Source organism: Verrucomicrobiia bacterium (assembly GCA_019634625.1).
In the GTDB taxonomy this organism is placed as follows: Bacteria; Verrucomicrobiota; Verrucomicrobiia; order Limisphaerales; family CAIMTB01; genus CAIMTB01.
The window spans coordinates 98,719-119,641 of record JAHCBA010000006.1 but is presented as its reverse complement, the minus strand read 5'-3'; the positions used below and the strand labels follow the sequence as shown (position 1 = coordinate 119,641).

10 protein-coding genes are annotated in these 20,923 nt (G+C 67.4%); 6 read left to right on the top strand and 4 right to left on the bottom strand.

The features are described from left to right. Positions 1–612: 612 nt before the first annotated feature. The 3 genes from KF833_05510 to KF833_05500 all read right to left on the bottom strand — a co-directional run bounded on the left by KF833_05510 (position 613) and on the right by KF833_05500 (position 8,282). Positions 613–3,453, bottom strand: coding sequence for a DEAD/DEAH box helicase family protein (locus KF833_05510; protein MBX3744747.1), 2,841 nt, complete (start codon positions 3,451–3,453; stop codon positions 613–615). A gap of 251 nt (positions 3,454–3,704) precedes the next feature. Further along, entirely contained in the window at positions 3,705–4,850 is a 1,146-nt protein-coding gene (locus KF833_05505; protein MBX3744746.1) for a glycosyltransferase family 4 protein, read from the bottom strand. A gap of 102 nt (positions 4,851–4,952) precedes the next feature. Next, positions 4,953–8,282 carry a PD40 domain-containing protein gene (locus KF833_05500; GenBank protein MBX3744745.1) on the bottom strand — a complete coding sequence of 1,110 codons (3,330 nt, stop codon included), beginning with the start codon at positions 8,280–8,282 and terminating at the stop codon, positions 4,953–4,955. Positions 8,283–8,602: 320 nt separating this feature from the next. On the opposite strand from KF833_05500, the gene KF833_05495 reads away from it, so the two are divergent. The 6 genes from KF833_05495 (at position 8,603) to KF833_05470 (ending at position 16,918) form a co-directional block, all read left to right on the top strand. Then, entirely contained in the window at positions 8,603–9,139 is a 537-nt protein-coding gene (locus KF833_05495; GenBank protein ID MBX3744744.1) for a hypothetical protein, read from the top strand. A gap of 131 nt (positions 9,140–9,270) precedes the next feature. Continuing rightward, on the top strand, positions 9,271–10,605 hold the full coding sequence (locus tag KF833_05490) for a TolC family protein (protein ID MBX3744743.1): 1,335 nt from the start codon (positions 9,271–9,273) through the stop codon (positions 10,603–10,605). Positions 10,606–10,657: 52 nt separating this feature from the next. Next, complete coding sequence (locus tag KF833_05485; GenBank protein MBX3744742.1) at positions 10,658–11,878, top strand: efflux RND transporter periplasmic adaptor subunit; 1,221 nt, start codon at positions 10,658–10,660, stop codon at positions 11,876–11,878. A gap of 7 nt (positions 11,879–11,885) precedes the next feature. Next, positions 11,886–15,002 carry an efflux RND transporter permease subunit gene (locus tag KF833_05480; protein ID MBX3744741.1) on the top strand — a complete coding sequence of 1,039 codons (3,117 nt, stop codon included), beginning with the start codon at positions 11,886–11,888 and terminating at the stop codon, positions 15,000–15,002. A gap of 160 nt (positions 15,003–15,162) precedes the next feature. Then, positions 15,163–16,236: a site-specific DNA-methyltransferase gene (locus tag KF833_05475; GenBank protein MBX3744740.1), complete on the top strand. Its 1,074-nt coding sequence runs from the start codon at positions 15,163–15,165 to the stop codon at positions 16,234–16,236. Beyond that, positions 16,184–16,918, top strand: a complete 735-nt coding sequence (locus KF833_05470; protein ID MBX3744739.1) for a restriction endonuclease — start codon at positions 16,184–16,186, stop codon at positions 16,916–16,918. The genes KF833_05475 and KF833_05470 overlap by 53 nt, the downstream gene beginning before the upstream one ends. A 74-nt stretch (positions 16,919–16,992) precedes the next feature. Here the strand turns inward: KF833_05470 and KF833_05465 are convergent, their stop codons facing one another. Further along, positions 16,993–20,811, bottom strand: a complete 3,819-nt coding sequence (locus KF833_05465) for a hypothetical protein (GenBank protein ID MBX3744738.1) — start codon at positions 20,809–20,811, stop codon at positions 16,993–16,995. Between the last annotated feature and the right edge of the window lie 112 nt (positions 20,812–20,923).

Here is a 20,923-nt window from a genome sequence, read left to right as displayed (position 1 = left end):
CGCGGCGGGATGGGATGGTGGGGTCGCAGCCGGCTGAAGCCGGGACACCCAACGGGTTGGGGATTGGGGACGGGTCTGCCGGTTCGAGGACGAGGACAAGTTCTACGACCCCTGGCGGGGTCGTGTGCGGTGTGGGCCTTTTCCCGGGGGTCGAACCCGCGGAGCCGGGCTCGACCCCCGGCTAATCTCTGGAAACCCTCCGGGTTTCTCCCGGATCCTGGCCACTCCCTGGAGCGGTTCGAGCCTCCAGTGGTGCGCGCTTCCCCGGCTTGATGGTCGGATCGGGGTCGGTATCGGAATCGGTATCGCTTCGGTCCGGTCGATCATCCGCCGCTCAGGGATTCCCACCGTAGGTCATCGATGGTCGCATGGCCCCGATCAAGTCTCTCGTGTCAAAGACCCAGGTCATCCATTTCGGTTCCGATCCCGACGCCGATTCAGGGGTAACGTGTACTGGCCCTGCACCGTGTACGCGCGCACTGGCAAGTGGGAGCGGACCCGGGGTCAGATCTGTGAATTTGACAAATCAGGTCGTGGCGCCTGAGAGGGAGCCAAATGTCAAATTCAGAGATGTGACCCCGGGGGTTGCTCGCCGACTCCCGGGTGCGCCGCTCAACAGTGCGGGGTTGTGGATCTTCGCATACCCGCCACCGCACGAAGTATCGCGTCGAGGATCGCATCCAGTCGCACGCTGAGATCCTCCGTCAGGAATCGCAGCACACGGTACCCGTTTTCCTGGAGCAGGGCGTCCTTGCGCCGGTCCCGGCGATACGCCTCGGCATTCCCGAGATGCTGCTCGCCGTCGAGTTCCACAACCAGCCGCGCCCCGGCATCGAGCAGATCCACCTCCATGCAACCGCGGCCGTCGAAGGCGATCGGAAGATCGGCGTTCAGGCGGAAACGCCCCCTCGTCTCAGGCAGCGTCTCCAACCGCCGGTACAGGAACGCCTCCGCCGCACTCCGCGCCCGCGCCTCGCCTTCCGCATCCGGTGCCGGTGGCGAAGACGCTCCCGCAAACAATCTCCCCAGCGTCGCATCCACCCCGTCCCGCACCAACCGCCGGATGCTCTCCGAATGGTCGTGTTTCCATGCGGCATCGACCGGCAGAGGCACGTCGGCGGGCCACCCCGCCATCGCGCTGGCCGGCAGCAGGATCGTGTAGCCGATCGCCTCGTAGCCGCGGCATCGACGGTCGAACATCCGGCTCAGCACGGGAATGTCGAGGTCGGCGTAGTCGTACACCCGCACCGCCCGTTTGCCGTCGTGCAACCGGTGCAACCGCCCGCAGTACTGGGCCACGGTTCCACGCCACGACACCGGCATGGTCAGGAACAGCGTGTCCAGCCGCGGATCGTCGAACCCCTCCCCGATGTAGCTGCCCGTCGCCAGCAGCAGGAGGCCCTTCCCGTCGGGCACCCCGGACAGGCCGTTCATGGCATCCCGCAACGCCCGCCTTCCCAACCCGCCGCGCAGCACGACCGCGTGCGGCACCGCCTCCCGCAATCCGCCCGCCAGCGCCTCGAGATGATCCGTCCGCTCGGTCACCACCAGCACCGATCGGCCCGCCGCCACCGCGCCCAGGATGTCGTCGCGGATCATGGCGTTCCGGGCCGCATCCCTGGACAAGGCCCCGATCAGCTCGCGGAACGCCGCCCCCGGGTCGGACTCGGACGACTCGCGCGGTTGAAACCCGGTGGGCCGGACCAACACCTCATGGGTGAAGGGACGCACCGCCGCCTGCTGTCGCGCGTCCACCCGGTGCCGCACCGGCCCGCACTCCATGAAGACGATCGGTTCATGGCCGTCGCGTCGCGCCACCGTGGCGGACAGGCCGGTGACGAAGCGGGCCTTCGCCCGGCGGGCGACGCGTTCGAAGCTCTGCGCCGGCAGGTGATGACATTCGTCCACCACGAGGTGCCCGTAGTCCGCCACCGCGTCGCGCACCTCATCGCGCCGCACCAGGCTCTGAATCAGGGCCACATCCAACACGCCGGTCAGTCGGCGCCTCCCCCCACCCAGCCGCCCGATGTCCTTTGCCGGGACACCGAGAAACGTCGCCAACCGCTCAACCCATTGTTCGAGGAGCTGCCTTCGATGGACCAGCACCAGCGTGTTCACCCCACGCGCCGCAATGAGCCACGCCGCCACCACCGTCTTCCCGAACGCCGTCGTCGCCGCCAGAACCCCCGTGTCGTGGCGCAGCAGCGCCTCCGCCGCCTCCTGCTGCTCCTCCCTCAACGTCCCCTGGAACCGTGCTCCGATCGGACAACCCGCATTCCGCTCGTCCCGGATGACCGGTTCGATGCCCAGGGAATGCAGCAGGGCCTCCACGTCGCCCAGGCACCCCCGCGGCAACCCGAGATGGCCTGGCAGATCCTCGGCACACGCCACCACCCGCGGCAGTTGCGCGGTGGGCAGCCGCATGGCCTGGGCCTTGTAGAACAGGGGATTCTGAAAGGCCGCCAGCCGCACCAGCCGGTTGCGCAACCCGGGCGGCAGCGCTGGTTTCGCCAGGTAGATCTGGTCGGACAACACCAGTTCCATCCTCGACGGCATGGGTCCGGTCAGAGGCGGATCACGCCGTTTCCGCGACGGCACCCTGAGCCATGGCTCGAGGGTCTCGTCCGGCTCCGGCATCGCCCGCACCACGCCGATCACCCGGTCCGTCGCCTCCGCCTTCCGAACCCTCCGTTCCACCTCGATACGGGACAGCCTTTGGATCCCCGACAGGAACGCCCACTGATCCGGGTACGCCGCGAGCGCTTCATCCACGAAGACACTGTTCCCCCGATCGCGCGCCTCCCGCTGCAACGGCAGGGCGATCAGATTGCCCAGGCCACCCCGCGGCAACGTGTCCTGGTTCGGGAACAGCCGGTCATACGAGCCCAGTCCAAGGTCCGGACGCACGTCCATCGCCTCGGTGAGCAGGGCGGAACCCAGACTCCTTGCCAGGCGCGCCGGGATCGCCTCCTCGAAGAAGAACCAGAAATGCCCGCCCTTCCCCGACCGGGATCGTTCCAACGCCACCGGAAGCCCCTGTCTCCGGCACACCTCGCGCAATGTCGCCGCGTCCTCGACCCACGCCTCGCCATCGAGATCCAGCACCAGCACGCAACACGTCTCGTCTGCCAGCATCGGATAGAGCCCCATCACGAAGGGCGCCCCCTCCGCGTCCCTCCCGCTCAGGTGCCACCGCACCACCTCCCCCGTCACCGGCAGATACCGCCGATGCGGACACTCGGAACACCGGATGCGCGGCTTCTCGCAGATGCCCCGCACCCACTCGTTGCCACACGCCGGCTGATACCCCGAGCGCCCGGTCCGCCGACTCTCGAACCGGCGCGGATAGACATCCTCGCGCCCCCGGAATAGCGACCGGAACAACTCGATCTTCGCCGCCGCATCCGAACTCCGGCAGACCGGCGCCACCCGAATGGGTTCCGGACCCCGCATCGTCGCCGCCATCCCGGGTACGCCGCTGGTCATCGACCCTTCCCCGTTCATTTCCGGATCCTACCAGACCCGTCCACAAGTCCACAGCCTGAGCTCATGAAGCGGGCGCATCTCCATGCATCCCGGAATTGTTGGGAAAGCTGCGAACTTCGCCAGGCATCGCTTCGGAGGGCCGAGTTCCACGAGGCCGCAAGGGTGTGGACCGTTGGGTTAAGGACTCGCGGAGCTCGTCCCTCCGATTCGCTGCCTCCTCACCCACAACTCCGGGATGCACCGGAACCTCGGAGCCAGGGCAGGAGCCGGTCCGCAAGGCAGGGCCAGTCGTAGTGACTTCGGTAATAGTCTTGGGCCCGTTGACCGAGCCCGGTTCGCCGCGTGTCGTCTTCCAGCAACGCCGCGGCTGCCGCGCCAAAGGCCTCCATCCCGTCGCGTTCGGCCACCGCTTCGAACGCCGCCGAATCGCGCAGACTCGAACCGGTCGCCGGCCCCACCGTCGCCACCACCGCCAGACCGTGCGCCAGTCCCGCCATGAACGAGGATCGCCGTTCGGACACGCCGTCCAGAAACGGCAGCGCCAGGACATCGAGCGCCTGCAGGGTCTCGGAGGCCTGCGGCCCCGGCAGATGACCCGTGGCCCGGTACCAGGCGGCCTCATCGGCCGAAGGTCGGAATGCGGGAAGCCCGCCCATCGACACCAGGGCCGTCGCCGGATCGCGGCGCCGTGCCAACCGCCATGCGTGCACCACCCAATCCATCCGTTTGTCCGGTCCGGGTGACCCGAAGAATCCGACCACCCGTCGGGCCGCTCCCAACCCGAGGCGGTCGCGCCCGATCGAACGACCGGCCACCGCGACCGGTGCGATGGGGATGTTCGAGGGCGAGGGTGCGAAAAAGAGTGCGGCCCGGCAGGGTTGCACCCGACGCCACCGCTCCAGCCAGCGTTCGGTCGAAAGACCCACTGCGTCCGCCTGCCCCAGAACGCCGCGCCACATCCAGCGGTGGGCCAGCGCGTACACGATGCGATGCGGCCAGGGCGACCAACCCGCCGCCACTTCGTGGGCCAGCACCACCTGCCGCCGGCCGCGTCGCCGGAGCGTCTTCATTACCCGTGGCAGTCCCAGGTTCACCCCGCCGCGCCCGTACATGTGCGGCACGTATTGCCAGAGGATCGGCCCCACAGGCCTCCATCGCTCGACAGCCTCCGACACGCGCGCCGCACTCTGCCAGTCACCGATCTCCCCTCGCACCGTGTACGGCCGTCGCGCCTCCGCACCCGGCGAGGTCAGGACGGTCACCGCAAACCGGTCCTGCAGAACCGTCGCCAGCCGATCGGTGTGGTCCGCCAGGCCGCCCCGGGCGGGCGGAGCGTCCGGTGAAAGGATCAGCAGAGGTTCCACGGTCGGGCGGACATCCTGTGGCTCCGATAGGAACTCCTGGCGCACGGCAGATCCCACTCAGCGGCGTGGAGTTGAAGGCGCTCCTGGCGGAATTCCGAAGCTCTACCGCCCATCCGCAGGCCGCGCGGGGAAGGACTTGTCGGGATAGGGTGGCGCGGGAGGAACAGGGCGGGGATCCGATTCGATCCGTTCCTGGAGGTGACGGATGGCGGCGTCGAGTTGGGCGTCCTGACCGAGGAAGGTGGCGTGGGGCGGGTTGTCCACCACGATGTCGGGATCGACGCCGTGGCCCTCGATGAGCCATTCGCCCTCGGGACCATAGACACCGATCTCGGCGGCGGTGGCCATGCCGCGATCGACGAGCCAGCGCTGGGCGGACAGCCAGATCTCGCCACCCCAGGTGCGGGTGCCGATGACCTTGCCGAGGCCGAGGCGGCGGAAGCCCTCGGCGAAGGCCTCACCGTCGCTCGCCGTTCGCGCGTTGCAGAGGACGACGAGATGTCCACGGAAGGCGTATTGCATGTTCCAGAAGGGATCGCCGACACGCGGCTGCCAATAGAACCACGCCTTGCGAAGGAGTTTGCCCAGGATCCAGGAATCGATGTTTCCGCCGCGGTTGTTGCGGACATCGATGATGAGGCCCTGGCGTTGATAGACCGGATAGAAGTCACGGGCCCACTCGGCAATGTTGGAGGCCGTCATGGCGCGGAGGTGGACGTACCCAATGGCGCCCCTGCCCAGTTCCTCGACACGTTCGCGGCGGGTGAGTTCCCATTCCCGATACCGGAGATTGGCCTCCCGATCCATCGGAATGGGGTTCACGATGTACGGCCGGATCTCGCCGGATTCGGCGTCCTTGACTTCAATGAGGACCTGCTTGCCCGCCTGGTTGCGAAGCAGGGCGGAGGGATGGGGGACACTCAGGGTGGGGCGACCATTGATGGCGACGAGCACGTCGTTGGTGCGGATGGAGAGGTCCGGACGGACCAGGGGCGACCATTGATCCGGGTAGTCCGGGTCGGCGCGGTGGATGTGCTGGATTCTCCAGCCGCCGGCGGCCTCGTCGCGGCCGAGCCGGGCCCCGAGCGAGGCGGGGCGGATGTTGTCGGGCCCGTCCCGTTCGTCCCCGCCTCCGACATTGATATGAAGCGTGGAGAGTTCGCCGACCATGGCGGCGATGACATCGCTCAATTCGGCCCGGTCGCTGACCCGATCGATCAGCGGGCGGTACTTGTCGAGCATGCTCGCCCAGTCCAACCGATGCATGCCGCGGTCGTAGAAGTAGTCGCGCATCATGCGCCATGATTCCGTAAAGATCTGGCGCCATTCCTCGCGCGGCTGGACAGGGAACGTCCATCCCGCGAGGTTCAGCTTCTCGTCGAGTTTCGCCGGGGCGGCGGCATCGGTGGCGACGATGTGGAAGTCGTCGCCCTTCCGCACCAGCAGCTTCCGGCCGTCGGCCGTCACTTCGTGACTTCGAATGTCTTCGACCAGGGTCTTCGGCTTGGGATCCTTGGCGGTGACTTCGAGCTGCATGAGACTTGTCTTCGCGTCGAAGCCGGTCGGACGCGACGTCCAGAGAAGGTGCTTCGCGGTGACGGAGAGGCTGGCATAATTGCCGGGCGGAACCGGCACCTCGGAGAGCCGGCCACCCAGTCCCTCCACGTCAACCTGCACCCGGACCGTGACCTGGTTGGTGGCTGCGGTCGTGTCGTTCGGGACATCGGACCCGGGCTTTTCCGCGTCCGGGGTCCGGGTCTCCCCGGCACTCCGGGATGCGGCCGCGTGAAGTTCATCCGCGGGTGCGAACGGCGAGCGGAGTCCGTGGGTCAGGGCGACCTGATAGATCTTCGTTCCCTCCGTGAAGTGAGGATCCGGTTGCCGCGAACCCCACGGGCTGCCCACCAGGGAACGGAGATGGCGATCGCTGAGGAAGTACAACCATTTTCCGTCCGGCGACCATGCAGGACTGGAGCTGTCCGTGCGATCGCCGGTCACGGTGACATGGGCGGCGTCGGACAGGCGGTAGAGTTTGATGTGGGAGTAGGTGTTGGTTGCGACGTCGGTGTACGCGAGCCACTGACTGTCCGGGGACCAACTGAAATCGGTCAGAGTCGTCATCCGCGACTCGGCCACCAGGATGGACTCCCTGCGTTCGAGATGGCGGATCCAAAGCCGCAGATCCTTGTCGCCCCATGCGATCCACCGGCCATCCGGAGACGGCACACAGCCGAAACGGAACACCGTGCCATCGTCCGTGAGCTGGCCCGATCCGCCCGTGCCGTTGGCCCGAAACCGCCAGAACTCGAGTTCGCCGGTCGCATCCGAGAGGGCGACAACGTTGGTGCCGTCGGGAAGGAACCGGGCATTGCGATAGCGCACATTCGGAAGGCGCGGGACCTCGACAAACCGCCCCTGGCCGACGGGCGCGATGAAGACCTGGCCCCTTGCCGTGAGCACGACCCGATCGCCATCGGGGGACGGATGGGCGGAGGTGAGAAACGTGACGGGATCCTTCACCCAGCGTTCCCGTTGCTGATCGAAATCCGAGGCGAGCTGGATGGGAATCCGGGCGTCCGTGTCGCGGACGAGATCATGGAGTCGCAGATCCGCACCGTGCTGATAGGCGATGCGACCGGCGTGCAGGGACGCCTCGGCGACGTCGAAGTCGCGATGATGGGTATGCTGTCGCATGTCTGAACCGTCGGGCAACGAGGACCACAGGTTCATGATCCCGTCCCGATCGCTGATGAAGTAGAGGCGCCCCTGCCACCCCATCGGGTTCCGGCTGGTGGCCGTCTCCTCGGGATGAATGAGGACGGCCTCACGATCCACGCCGGCACCGGCCGCGTCGCCCTTCGATGGAAACCGCCAGAGATTCTGGATCCAGCCGCCCCGATAGCGCTTGGTGCTGCTGCCCTGCTTGGGGAGCCGCGTGAAGTAGAGATCCCCGCTCGCCGGATCGAACGCCGCCTCGCTCGCCTCGTAGAGAGGGAGCCATTCCGGGTCGCTTCGATCGAGTCGCAGGATGGCCAACTGTTCCGCCGGGAGCGTCGATCGAATGGCGGTCCGGATCAGGATGCGGCCATCGGGCGTCCAGCCGGCCACGCGGGTGGTGACGCCATCGAAGGTGCGTCGGACGGGAAGGCCGCCATGCACCGGCATCGTGTACACCTCGGTCGGGCCTTCGTACTGGGCGGAAAACGCGATCGTGGAACCGTCGGGCGAAATCGCGGCGAACGACTCCATCCCGGGGTGCGCGGTCAGCCTTCGGGCGAGCCCCCCCGAAGCCGCAACCCGCCACAAGTCGCCTTCGCTGGTGAATACGACGGTGTCGTCGTGGATCGCGGGGTAGCGATAGTACCCCTCGGGAGACGCTGCATGGGCGGAAAGGCAGAGGAGCAGAACGGCCGCCAGGAGCGCACGGTGCATCTGGCAGTCATCTCAAAGTGGAGCGTTCGCCGCGATGGGAAAAACCTGGCAATCGCCACGATCGGTGGCTCCACAAGTCTTCGTTGGGTGTACACGCTTCAGCGTGTCGGGATGGTTGGGAAGGCTCACGCTGAAGCGTGTACACCCAACCGTCCTTGCGGGGCGGGGACGTGGGGACACAGAGTTTGGCCGCCCTTCGTTGGGTGTGCACGCTTTCGCGTGTCGGGGTGGTTGGGAAGGCTCACGCTGAAGCGTGTACACCCGACCGTTCGTGCTTTGGCCATTGCCACGAGCGCGTCTTCCGACTTATCCAGAGGGCGATGTCGCGGTCGGCAGCCCCCTCCTTCAGCGTCCGGTCCTGCATGGGCCGGACCGGGTTGCCACGTCTCGCGGTGTGGCTCTGCCTGCTGGCGCACCTCCTCGGCAATACCGCTTTGCCAGGTTGGATACGTGCCGGTTGGGCGGTTCTTGACGGACACCACGATGTCCGATTCGCAGCCGGGGCCGCAGGGCTCCGGATCGTCCTGGCGCATCGCGACGAACCCGGGCCCGCCCCGGGCGCGGTTCACTGCCCCGCCTGCCTTGTGTGCGCGGTGCTGTTGGAGGCGACGCCCACCCTGGACGCCGCCGAACCGGATCACGTGCTTGGATTCGCCGTTGCCGACACTTCGGCCCGGCTTTGCCATCGGCTCTCCGCGTCGCTGGGTTCGGATCCGGCACCGCCAGCCCTGCCAAGTCATCCGATGCCCCCGCCGGTGAGCGTCGTCAGGAACCTCCCCGGCGGCTGCGTTTCCGGTTCCGGTCTGGCGCCGCCGACGGCGCTTCAGGTCGCCCGTTCGATCGTCCTCCTCGTCTGATTCCTCCCGCCCGCCTGCCTGGCAGATCCCGTGGTCTGCCCATCGGGCGCCTTCCCTGTCGGTGCCGCCGTGGTCCAACCATCGCGGCCAAGGAATGTCTGCATGCGTGAAGGTTCGGAGAGGAGTCATCGATGATTGTCGGAACAGATGCGGTGCGTTCAGTGAAGTCGGCGGATTCGGCAGGGTGGTCGAACCCGGTCAGGGATCGGACCCGATGGGGAGTCTGGCGCCGGGGGAAAACGGCGATCCTGTCGCTGCTGGCCATCGCGGCCAGCCTGGAAGCCACGGCCCAGCCGTTCACCCTCGAGACAGCGGTGGCCCGTGCCCTCGCCCGCAATGCCGGGATCGCCGCAATGCAATCGGGCATCGAGGAGGCCCAGGGGCGGCGGCGTCAGGCCGGACTCCTGCCCAATCCGGAGATCGAAACGGAGTTCGCCCCAAACTCCCGCGGTCGCGAGTTCCTGCTGGGGATCGGCGTCAACCAGCCCGTTCCCCTGGGACCACGCCGCCGCCTGGAACGTGCCGTCGCCGACACCACCGTCGCGGTCGCCCACGCCGAGGTGCGCGCCGCGGAACGCCACCTTGCCCTCGCCGTGCGATCCGCAGCCATCCGGTTGCTCGCCGTCGATGCCCAACGCGACCTGGTCGAGCGCCAGTTCGAAGCCGCACGCCAACGCCTGAAGGTGTCCGATGAGGCTGCCGCCCGGGGCGAAGCGTCCACCATCGAGGCCATGCAACTCCGGCTTGAACTCGGCCAACTGGACCTGTCCCTCGACCACCTTCGGTCCGAGCGATCCGCCATCGTGGGAACCCTGGCTCCAATGCTGGGTCTCTCTCCCTCGGACCCCCTGGAGATCCGCGACACCCTCGATCCGCCCGCCCCCCCCGGCGCCTTGCCGCCCACGACCGCTGCCGCGATACCGACGGCACCGGATGCGACCGTCGCCACCCGCCGGATCGATCTTGCCGAGCGCGAAGCGGATCTGGCCCGGGCCCGTCGATGGGAGCAGCCCACCTTTGGAATCTTCGGGGAGTTACAGCGGATGGAGGACGTCCCGGTCGGACTGGAGAACGACGTCTGGGTCGGCCTGCGGCTCAAGATCCCGCTGCCCCTCTGGGATCGCCAGCGGGGACGCATCGACGAGGCCGCCGCCGCCATCCGGCGCCGCGGATGGGAAGCCGAGTCCGTGCACCGCCACCTCGCCGCCGAAGCCGCCACCGCTCACCGCGAAATGATCGTGGCCGCCGAACGCCACGCCCGCCTCACCGAATCCCTCCTCCCGCAGTCCGAAGCGGTCGAAAACCAACTGGCTTCAGGACACCGCAACGGACAGTTCCCCCTTGGCGAACTGCTCCGGGCGCGCGAAGCGCGACTTGCCCTGGAAGCAGCCCGCATCGAGGCCCTGCGCGACTTCCACCTCGCCCGGGTCCGCCACGAATCCGTCACCGGCCTCACCCAACCCTGATTCTCCCACGCCCGTCTCCGCCATGTCCCTCCACCCTTTCCTTCCCCAATGCATGCCCCGGATCTCCGTGCCGCGGCTCACCCTCGTCGCCCTGGCCCTGGCCCTTTCCGCCTCGCCCGACGCCCCGCCCGACCGGGCCGCGCGCACCGTCGTCCTGGATGCAGACCGCGTCGCCCTCCTCGACCTTCGCATCGCGCCCGTCGAAGAACGGACCTTCGAGGAAACCGTCTTCGCTCTCGGACGACTCCGCGTGGCCCCGGGCCATCGCGCCGTGGTCAGCAGCCGCATTGCCGGGCGGGTCCGCGAGGTGGAGGTCCACGTGGACACCCCGATCGAATCCGGCGCCCGGGCGTTGACCGTCGAAAGCCGCCAGCCGGGTGATCCTCCCCCCGTCATTCCCCTGACCGCCCCCATGGGCGGCATAGTCTCCGCCGTCCACGTGGTCCCAGGCCAACCCGTCAGCCCGGACGATGTCCTCGTCGAAATCGTGGACCTCGCCGACATCCACGCCGTCGCCATGGTCCCCGAGCATGCCGTGGGCCGGCTGCGTGTCGGCCAATCCGCCCGGATCCGCGTGCATGCCCATCCCGACCGCGAATACCTCGCCGAACTGGCCCACCTCGGCGCGATGGCCGACGGCGACGCCGGCGCCCTCGAAGCCGCCTTTCATGTGGCCAACCCGGACCTCGCGCTCCGTCCGGGAATGCGCGCCGAATTCTCCATCGTGGTCGCCTCCCGTCCGAACGTCCTCGCCGTGCCGCGCGAAGCCCTCCTCGGCGACGCCACCGGACGCCTCGTGTTTCTGGCGGATCCCGATGCCCCCCACGCGTTCCTGCGCACACCCGTCACCCCGGGTGCCCGCAACGATCAGTGGGTTGAAATCGTCCGCGGCCTCACTCCCGGGGACCGGGTGGTGACCCGTGGCGCCTACCCGCTTCTCTTTGCCGGCCAGGGCGCCGCCAGCCTGCGCGCCGCTCTCGATGCGGCCCACGGTCATTCCCACGGTCCCGACGACGATGACCATGACCATGAGGACGACCACGACGACGGCGCGGACGACCACGGCCACAGTCACGGCCACAGCCATCGCCGCGTCAGCCAGGCGGGCCCCTTCCCCTTTCCCCTCGATGCCCGGATGACCGGAATCCTCGCCGTCGTGCTGGGTGCCACCGCACTGTCGGCCTGGGCCCTGATCGCCCGCTCCCGGCGCCGTCGCCGCGGCACGGAAGCGCCCGGCGGCGCAGATGGCTCCTCCAGCAACACCCCCCGATGAGGTCCCCATGCTGGAAGCCCTGATCCGCCTCTCGCTCCGACACCGGGCCCTGGTGCTGGCCGCCGCGCTGGCCTGCCTGGCACTGGGCTGGCAAACCGCCCGCCACCTGGCCATCGATGTCCTGCCCGATCTCAACAAACCCACGGTCACCCTCCTGACCGAGGCGCCCGGCCTGGCCCCGGAGGAGGTCGAAACCTGGATTTCGCGCCCCCTCGAGTCCGCCATCCTCGGACTCGCCGGACTCGAACGGGTCCGGTCCACCTCGGATGTCGGATTGTCCCTGGTGGTGGCGGAGTTCTCCTGGGGCACCGACATCTACCGGGCCCGCCAGTGGGTCCAGGAACGCTGGCAGTCCGTCGCGCGCGATCTGCCCCCGCAGGCCCGCACCGACATGACGCCGGTCTCGTCGCTGCTCGGCGAGATCCTGCTGGTGGGACTGAGCAGTCCCGATGGCAGCGTCTCGCCCGAAGCGCTCCGTACGCTGGCCGACTGGTCCATTCGCCGGCGCCTGCAGGGCATCCGCGGCGTGGCCGACGTCCTCAACCTCGGCGGCGGCGTCGAGGAACTCCAGGTCCAGCCGGATCCTCACCGGCTCGCCGCCCACGGACTCTCCCTCGCCGATCTCGAACGCGCCCTCTCCCAATCCACGCTCGCCGCCACCAGCGGCTATCTCCAGGCCGGCCCCCGCGAGGTGATGATCCGGCACCGGACCGCCACGCTCGATCCGGAGGCGCTGGGTGCGACGTGGATTCGCACCATCGAGGACCGGCCCGTTCTCGTCCGGGACGTGGCCACCGTTGCCTGGGGCACCCAACCCCGCCGCGGAGACGCCAGCGTCAACGGCTTCCCGGGCGTCATTCTCAGCATCGACAAGGCGCCCGGCTTCGACACCCGCAGCCTGACCGCCACCGTCGAGCGTGCCCTCGAAGACCTGCGACTCTCGCTCCCGCCGGGCGTACTGGTGGACGTGCTGTTCCGCCAGGCGGACTTCATCGACGCCGCCCTTGGCAATGTCCGCGAGGCCCTGCGCGACGGGGCCTTCATGGTGGCGGTGGTGCTCTTTCTGTTCCTGTTCCGCATCCGCACCACCGTCATCGCCCTCGTGGCCATCCCGTTGTCCTTCGCCACCACGCTGCTCGTGTTCCGCGCCTTCGACGTCGGGGTCAATGCCATGACCCTGGGCGGCCTGGCCGTGGCGGCGGGCATGGTGGTGGACGACGCCATCGTGGATGTGGAGAACGTGTTCCGAAGGCTCCGCGAAAACGCCGCCCGCCCCTCCCCACGCCCCTCGATTGAGATCATCGCCCGCGCCTCGAACGAGGTCCGCCAGGGACTCCTCTACGCCACCCTCCTCATCATCCTGGTCTTCCTGCCGTTCCTTGGCCTCGAAGGCATCGAGGGGCGGCTCTTCGCCCCGATGGCCCTCGCCACCATCGTCAGCATGGCCGCCTCCTTCGTGGTCTCCCTCACCGTGATCCCCGTGCTGTGTTCCTTCCTCCCCGAGGCGCTCCATCCCCGCCCAATCCCCGAAGCCCCGCTGATCCGCGGCCTCAAGTTCCTCTTCCTTCACGCCTGCCTCCAACCCGCGCTCCGTCGGCCCGCGTGGATTCTCGCTTTCTCGGCCCTCGCCGTTGCCGGCGCCTGGTCACTCTACCCGAGACTCGGCCGCGAATTCCTTCCCGCCTTCCACGAAGGCAGCGCCACCGTCACCCTCGCCTGCGCCCCCGGCACCTCCCTCGTCGAAGCCAGCGCCCTGGGTGAAATCGGCACCCGCCTCCTGCAAGGCATCCCCGAGATCCGCAGCATCGCCCGCCGCACCGGCCGCGCCGAACGCGATGACCATGTCATGCCGGTGTCCGTCACCGAGTTCGACATCGAGTTCCACCCCGAAGGCCGGCCCCGCGCCGCCGTCTTCGCGGCAATCCGCCGGGAACTCGGCAGGATCCCCGGCACCGTGGTCGCCCTCGGGCAACCCATCGGACATCGCCTCAGCCACATGCTCAGCGGTGTCTCCGCCCGGCTGGTCGTGAAGATCTTCGGACCCGACCTCGACACCCTCCACGCCCTCGGACGGCAGGTCGAGGAACACGCCCGCCGCCTTCCCGGCCTGACCGACGTGGCCCTCGAACCCCAGGTGCCCATTCCCGAGGTCCGCCTCGAAGTGGACCCGAACCGTGCGGCCGCCTATGGCCTGACCCCGGGAGACCTTCACCAGCGTGTCGCCAGCCTCGTCGGCGGACTGTCCCTCGGCGAACTCCGTCAGGCCGACCGTCCCGTCCCCCTCACCCTCCGCCTCCCTTCCGAACTTCGCGACTCGACCGAACGCCTCTCGGAACTGCCCGTTGAAACGTCCACGGCCGGCTGGGTGCCCCTGCACCGCCTCGCCGACGTCCGTGAAGCCCTCGGACCGAACATCGTCCAGCGCGAGAACGGCGAACGGCGCATCGTCCTCTCCGCCAACCCTCGTGGACGTGACCTGGCCCAGGCCGCGGAACGCCTCGAGGCCTTCCTCACCGACGCCATGGCCTGGCCCCCCGGCTACCACGCCCGCATCGAAGGCGAATACGCCGCACGCCAGGCGGCGGTGCTGCGGATCGTCTGGCTGTCCGCCCTCGTCGCCGGAGTCATGCTCCTCCTTCTCGCCGGCTACTTCCGGAGCGTACCCCTCGCGGTCCAGGTCCTCGCCGGACTTCCCCTTGCGGTGACCGGCGGGCTTGTCTTCACCTGGCTGGGCCCCGGCCAGCTCAGCATCGCCTCCTGGGTCGGCATGATTGCCGTGGCGGGCGTGGCAGCCCGCAACGGCATTCTCCTCCTCTCCCACTACCTCCGGCTCATGCGCCAGGAAGGCGTCCCGTTCGGTCCCGCACTCGTTGTGCGCGGCACCCTGGAACGTCTCGCTCCCGTCCTCATGACCGCCCTCAGCGCCGGCATCGCCCTCGTCCCCCTCGTCCTTGCCGCGGATCAACCCGGCAAGGAGATCCTTCACCCCGTCGCCGTCGCCCTCTGCGGCGGACTCGTCACCTCCACCCTGTTGGGCCTGGTCGCCACCCCCGCCGCCTTCCTCCTCTGGGGCCGCCGCCCCGCCGAAATCTCCGTCCAGCGCGAAGCCCCCGCCACCGACTGAACACGTCCATCGCGGCCTCGTGGAACCCGGCCCTCCGAGGCGACGCTTCGCGAAGTTCGCACCGCTCCCCGCACATCCGGGAGGCACGGGGCGGCGGGCAGGGTAAAAAAACGCCTCGCATTCAGCATGGAGAGGTCCGAAACCTTGTCTCCACACGCTGATGAGGCGATCCCACCCCAAATCCACCGACTCCATCGTCAAAAACGGGCTGGACGCCTACTTACCTGTGGATCTCCGGGACGTTCCAATCGATCAGCGGGCGATTCCCAAGCTGGCCAGGGATGCAAAGCTGCTTCGAGAGATCAGGTATGCCGTCCAGAGCATCCCGACTCGACACGACCTTCACCTCGCCGATTCCACGGCCTTCAAACTCCTTCCGCCGGAGAGCGTCCACCTCGTTCTCACTTCGCCTCCCTACTGGACTCTCAAGCGCTACAGGGATCACAAAGGTCAACTTGGACACGTCAAGGACTACGGGGCTTTCCTCGACCAACTCGACACGATATGGCGGACATGTTTTGATGCGTTGGTACCCGGCGGGCGATTGATCATTGTTGTCGGTGACGTTTGCCTATCCCGTCGGGAGAATGGCGGCAGACACACGGTTGTTCCGCTCCACGCCTCCTTGCAGGAACGTTGCCGGCTGATCGGCTTTGACAACCTCGCGCCCATCATCTGGCACAAGATTGCCAACGCTGCCTACGAGGCTGAAGGGAATGGTGGCGGCTTCCTCGGAAAGCCATTCGAGCCAAATGCGGTCATCAAGAACGACATCGAGTACATCCTGATGCAGCGCAAGCCGGGTGGGTACAGGCAGCCATCGAATGCCGAACGAATCTTGAGTGTTATTCCCGCCACCGATCACGGTGCCTGGTTCCAGCAGGTTTGGGCCGGAGTGACGGGTGCATCCACACGCCAGCATCCCGCACCCTATCCTGTGGAATTGGCGGAGCGGCTGGTTCGCATGTTCAGCTTCGTGGGAGACACGGTTTTTGACCCATTCCTCGGCACAGGCACCACTGCCCTCGCCGCCGCGCAGTGGGGAAGGAACTCCATCGGTGTGGAAGTGGATCCCGAGTATTTCCGCCTCGCCTGGAACCGGCTCTCAGACAAGGCCGGCGACATGATCTCACCAGCCAAGGTTACCATTCATGAGGCGAACAAGGATCGGGAAAGCACCCATGCGGGATCAGATCGCCACGGCCGTTCAGCACTTTTGGACCGTCCGCGATAGACAGGCTGCCAACCAGGGGCTGAAATCTGGAGAGCGGGACCGTGGCACCCGGTCGGCGGTCACCGGCGGCGCACAACTGGATGGCTTCGCAGATCTCATTGCCGCGGTCCTGAAGATCTACAACGTGCCGGAAGACTGCATCTACACGAAACGCCAGCCGCTCCAACTTCCAGGTTACTTTCGATCCGAAAAGAAGTGGGATGTACTGGTCATCCACGAAGGTCGCCTGCTCCTGTGCATCGAGTTTAAATCCCAGGTCGGCTCCTTCGGGAACAATCAGAACAACCGGGCAGAGGAGGTTGTAGGTCTGGCGCACGACCTCTGGACCGCCTATGGAAAGGGTGCGTTCGCTCCCAGCGCCCGGCCGTGGCTTGGCTTCCTCATGCTCCTCGAAGATCACCCAACGGTCCGCCGCCCCGTTGGCGTGGAAGAGCCCCACTTCAAGGTCTTCCCGGAGTTTCGCGGTGCATCCTACATAGGACGTTATCGAATTCTGCTGGAGAATTTGGTTCGTGAACGCCTGCTGGATGCGGCATGCCTCATCCTGAGCCCTCAAAGTCGGGGTGCCAAAGTAGAGTACGCCGAACCATCACCTGAACTGGCATTTGCGACCTTCGCGAGGTCGATGGCCGCGCACGCCCTCGCCCACTTTGGAGACCGGCTGAACAGGCTCCACGAATGAGAGTCGATGCCTTTCCCCTCCACATCCTCGCTCCCCATCACGACCGTCCGTTGCACGGACTCGCCGCGACCCGATCAGTCCTCCTCGATCAGGAGCGACCAGAAACCACCGGGGACGGAAGGGGACACGGGCACCAGGCGGCTCATGGATGAACCGGTTCCAACCACGGCGGAACCCACCGGCGTCCAGGATGGCGGACTCAGCGACTCGCTGTGTCGCAACAGATAGGTGTACGCGGGGTCGCCGTGCCAGGTGAGATGGATCCCATCCTCCCGGCGCTCAATCCCGATGGAGGTGTCGGGACCGGCGCCAGCAAAGTCGCTGGAGGCCACGGTGAGTCTTAGGATCAGCCCGTTGCGGCCGACGCCGTAAAAGGCCCGATCCGACTCATGGAACGCCAGGTCGGCCACGCCTCCATGCTCGAAGAACGCCGCCGGAAGAATCCCGCCGGGAGCGGTCTCCCAGCGAACCCCGTCCAGGGATGCCCACAGGCGGGCGCCCTCGTCGCGATCTCCGCCGGACGCCACGAACACACCGGCGCCATAGGCAACGGCATTCAGCAACTGGTTCGGTGGAGACGGGGACTGGAAGGGGCGCCGGTTCCAGTTGCGTCCGTCCCAGGAGATGGAAGCGGAGGCGTCCGAACCGCCGAAGGTGCTGCCCAGGTCCACAAGGAGCGGTTCGTCGCCGAGTCTCCCCAGCGCACCGATCTGGGGACGCGGGCCGACACCGTTGACATGGGCCTGGCTCCACATGCCGCCATCCTCCGAGTAGAACTCGCCCGCACCGCCCACCCAACGGGAGGCATGGCGCAGGCGGTCGGCGGAGAAGGCGGGAGGCAGATCCGGAACCGGATTCCAGGTGAGGCCGCCGTCCTCCGACCGAAGCAGACCCGCTTCCAGATCGCCGCCGGCCAGCAGGACCCCGTCATGCATGGCGACCGAGCGGACCGCGTTGAGATGGAGAAATCCCGGAAGGACATGTCGCGTGGCGAAACCGGTTCCATCGGTCGAGGTCAGAATCGCCGCGTTGTCCCCGGCCAGCAGGAACCGGCCTTCGAGGTGCACGAGCTCGTGGAAGGCCGGTGTCTCCGCCACGCCTTCCACGGAGACCGGATGTTCCGTCCACCCGTTTCCGTCGGCGGCGTTGCGAAGGATGACCGGCGTACGGACCCCGTTGATGTTCTCGTTCATCCCATAGGCGACCTGTCGCCCTCCCCCGATGGCGATCAGGGACAAATGGGTCGCCGGAGTCCTGGCTTTCTGCACCTCGGTCCAATCCACACCGTTGGGGCTGGTGACAATGAGGCCGCGCTGCCCCGCCGCGACGAACCGGTCGTGGGCATACGTGACCGCCTGCAGCCCGGCCGACTGGTCACGCCCCGCGAGATAATTCCGGCCGTCTGTCGAGTAGCCGGTTCTGCCGTTGCGACTGACGGCCACGAAGCGTCCCCCGCCATGGGCGACCGCATCGAGATACAGGAATCCGCCGCCCCGGAACTCGCCCCACGTGGCTGCATCGGCACTGGTGGATGTATGGCCGTTGGGACCCACCACGGAATACACGCCGTTCCCGAAGGCCCCGGCGGTGCGGGTCCAGAAGAAGGGCAGTGTCTCGTCCGGCGGCGTGCCCGCCCGCGTCTCCGTCCATGCCAGGCCGTCGGCGCTGGTCAGGAACCGCCCGGAATCCTCCATGGCCACCAGGACGTCGCCGGCGAACAGATCGACGAACCCCCCGATCGCCGGGCTGACCAACGGGCTCCAAACCAGCCCGTCGAGGCTGCTCAACAACGCGCCGTTGACACCGGCGGCGTACCACTGAACGAGAAACGCAACCCCGCTCAAGGACTCCGTCGCGGGGCTGGCCGCAGCAGTCCAGTTCAGACCGTCGATGGAGGTGATGAGGGTCCCGGCGTTGCCGACCGCCACGAACCGTCCTTCCGCGAAATCGATGGCGTTCAAGGTCTCCTCCGTGGGCGTGATCCCATCCGTCCAGGTCAGCCCATCCGTGGATCGGGTCGCCAGTCCGCCGTTCCCGACCGCGACGGTGATCCCGTTGCCGTGGGCAATCCCGGTGTAGTTCACGGTGTTCAGCGTGGCGGGTCCCCAGACGATCGTTCTCGATTCGGCCGGGGTGGTGGCGGTGACCGTCGGGGAACGCCGTCCGAACACCCGGCTCTCCGCCTCGATCTCGTAGTGATAGGTCTCGGAGGGATCGAGGCCGCTGTCGAGGTAGCGGACTTCGTCCGGGGGCAGGCGCGCGATCTGATTGAGGAACATCTCCTCCCCGCTGGCGCGGAAGATCAGATACCCGAGTTCGCCACGGACGTCGCTCCAGGTGAGTTCGATCTGACTGGCGTTGCGGGCCGTCGCCGCGAAGCCTCCCGGAATCTCCGGCGGCGCCGAAACCTGGAGCACGCTCGACCATTCCGAACGAATGGCGCCCGAGACGGAGCGAATCCGGTATTCGTAATCCTGCCCCAGGGTGACATCGGAGTCGGTGACCGTGCGGGGGCCGTCGTTGGCCACCGAAAAAACCAGTGTGAAGGCCTCCTCGGGAACGTTGCGGCGTTCGATCTCGAAACGCTGGGCCGCGAAGACACCGGCCCAGCTCAACTGAATGGCGTTCACCGAGTCCTCGAACGATCCGTTCAGGAACCCAGGTGGAAGCAGCGCCACGCCCGCCTGTTCCATGACCAGGGTGTCCGTCCCGATGGAGATGGTGCCGGTGCGCGCCTCCGCAGTGAGGTTCTGCTGGACGAAACCCGAGATCTGGCCGTTGCCCGTCCCGGAGCGTGGATTGCTCAAGGTGATCCATCCGGCGCCCGTCGTGGCGTTCCACGATACGGACGGGCCGGCCGTGATCGGCGCCGTGAACGCTCCGCCCATGCCTGGAAACGTCAGCCTGTCATCGACGAAGGCCGCCGGCGTGGGACCGTCCACCTCCGGTCCGTCCGAGCTGAGGATCCGGCCGTTCGTCCCCACCGCCACAAACCGAAGGAAGGTGGACCCCGCCGGCACGCCCGCGGCGGCCCCGTATAGGAAATCCCCGGTGACCGCCGGCAGCACCGTGGTCCAGTCCTGGGCGTTGTTCGAAACGAGAATCCGACCGTTGCTTCCCGTGGCGACCCAGATTTGCGGGGAGGACAGCGTGGCAATGCCGTACAACAGATCGCCCGACCCGGAATTCACCAGGACCCAGGTGATCCCATCGGTGGAGGTCATGATCTGCCCCCCGACGCCAATCACCAGGAACCGGCCCGCATTGAATGCGACATCCTCCCAATCGACATTGGGCGTCGCCGCAACCCTCCTCCACTCGCCTCCGTTCAGGGAGTAGAGAATCACCCCGGTCGTGCCCACTGCCACGCGGGTCGTCCCGCCCTGGACAACCCCCTTCAGGGTGCTCGCCACTCCCACCGCACCGCCGGTCCACGATGCGCCGTCAGGCGAGGTCGCAATGACGGCGTTGCCGCCGGTGCCACCCACGGCGATGAATCCATCGCCGGTCCAGGCCACCCCGCGGAACTCGAGGCCGATGCCGACCGGTCCGCCGGCCCAGGTCCGCCCGCCATCCGTGGAAACCGCGCTGGTGGACGACGCGGAATTGGACCCCACCGCGACGAAACGGTTGTTGCCATGGGCCACCGAATAAAAGATCCCGCCCACCGCGCTGACATGGTGGGTCCAGACGATGCCGTCCGGCGACGTGACGGAACTGCCGGACGCGGTGGTCGTGCCAACGGCGACGAAGGTGTCGCCGCCGAAGGTGACATCGTAGAGGAGATCGCCGGAGTTCGAGTTTCTCAGGGTCCAGGTGGTCTGCGCGAAACACGCGCCCGAAATCGCGAACCATGCCAGGACAGAGGTCAGGTAACGGATCATGGGGATCATGGGGACAGGCGGTTGGCATCGAGGTGCACTGCGACTCGAGTCGGGTGCTCCGGAGCGGTTCATCGAGGCGAGGGGACCGAAGAGATGGCGTCGGGCCGGCGGAAGACAGGGA